The sequence below is a fragment of the Burkholderia sp. BCC1640 genome, from assembly GCF_902833125.1.
GTDB lineage: Bacteria > Pseudomonadota > Gammaproteobacteria > Burkholderiales > Burkholderiaceae > Burkholderia > Burkholderia diffusa.
This window is the reverse complement of record NZ_CADFEF010000095.1, coordinates 1-1,188: the sequence shown is the minus strand read 5'-3', so window position 1 is coordinate 1,188 and position 1,188 is coordinate 1. Positions and strand designations below refer to the sequence as shown.

General features: G+C 55.7%; 1 protein-coding gene. It reads left to right on the top strand.

The genetic code is table 11. From position 1 onward, the window contains the following. Positions 1-48: 48 nt before the first annotated feature. Entirely contained in the window at positions 49-441 is a 393-nt protein-coding gene (locus HWX25_RS32600) for a hypothetical protein (RefSeq protein WP_059493354.1), read from the top strand. The last annotated feature ends 747 nt before the right edge of the window (positions 442-1,188 follow it).

Genomic DNA, 1,188 nt, shown 5'->3' with positions numbered 1-1,188 from the left:
GTTGGTATGATTTTGATTTGATCGAGAAGAAAAGAGATTGAACAACGAATGAGACTCGACATCGAGGGCAAAGCGGCCATCATCGCGCCTACGTACACACAGATCGCTCGTGAGCTCAAGTCACTGCGAAGCTACGGCAAGTCGTCTTATGCGTCATTGACTGACGATGCAGGAAACTACGTGCAGGTGGCCGGCGGCGGAGTGAGCTGCATGATCGAGCGCTTCGAATTCGGCGGAGAACGATGGAGAGGGTTCCACGATAAGCCTTCGCCTGTACGTCCGGATGGCACGATCCTCGTCTTTCGAGCGGGCAACATCCCGATGCGCTGCGATGAATGGTTCGTGGCCGATCAGGTCGTGGAAGTATTTCTGGCGTTCCTTGGTGGCGCACCGTATCCGCCCTTTGTTCGCTGGCGGTTAGCGCCAAGCTTGCGAGCCTGAGGCGCAATCGAGCCGCCGCCGGAATCCTGCGCCGCGCATCATCGACAATCTTGACCCTGCCGTCGACTGATCGAAAGTGGCCACCGCACGACGCATAGGATCGTTTGAAACCAGCGTTAGAAATCCGTTAGCTATGGCGCGCTTCGCCGGTCGCGTAGTCAAGCCGATACACCGTTCGATTGAAATCCACGGCTTCGATGTGGGCTGGCAGCAAGCGAAAGCCTTCCGAGAACACGTCGGCGCCAGATGTCTGCCACATAAGGTTTCCCTCTAATGACAGGCGAGAGATCTCGAGTTCCCCATGCGAAATGAGAGCACCTCGATCATTTTCCCAGTGGATACCAAAGCACGTGGCCATATCGACCTGTGTTGACCATACCAACCGACGGGGCGATGAAAACGAGAGGCAGGCGACCTGATCGCCGACCGCAAGGTAAAGCTTGTCGCCGAGCACTAGCGCAGAGTGATCATGCACCGATGAGCAGCCTCCACCTGCGCCAACGACCATTATTCCGCTACCGTTCAACGCTATCCCATGGACAGATGTAGGCGTATCTCGCGTGAGCAGTACCTCGAACTCGTACGATCGCACATTGTCTTGTGACTCGAATGAGTACGTGGGCTCGTTCACAACGCTAAGTATGCCAAATTGCGTATCGATTTCTTGCACTTGAAATTGTCGTCCGTCCTAGTGGGGTAGGATTGTCGACGATTCCTGCAGCGGCGTCGAACGTCCGATTGTGGCCG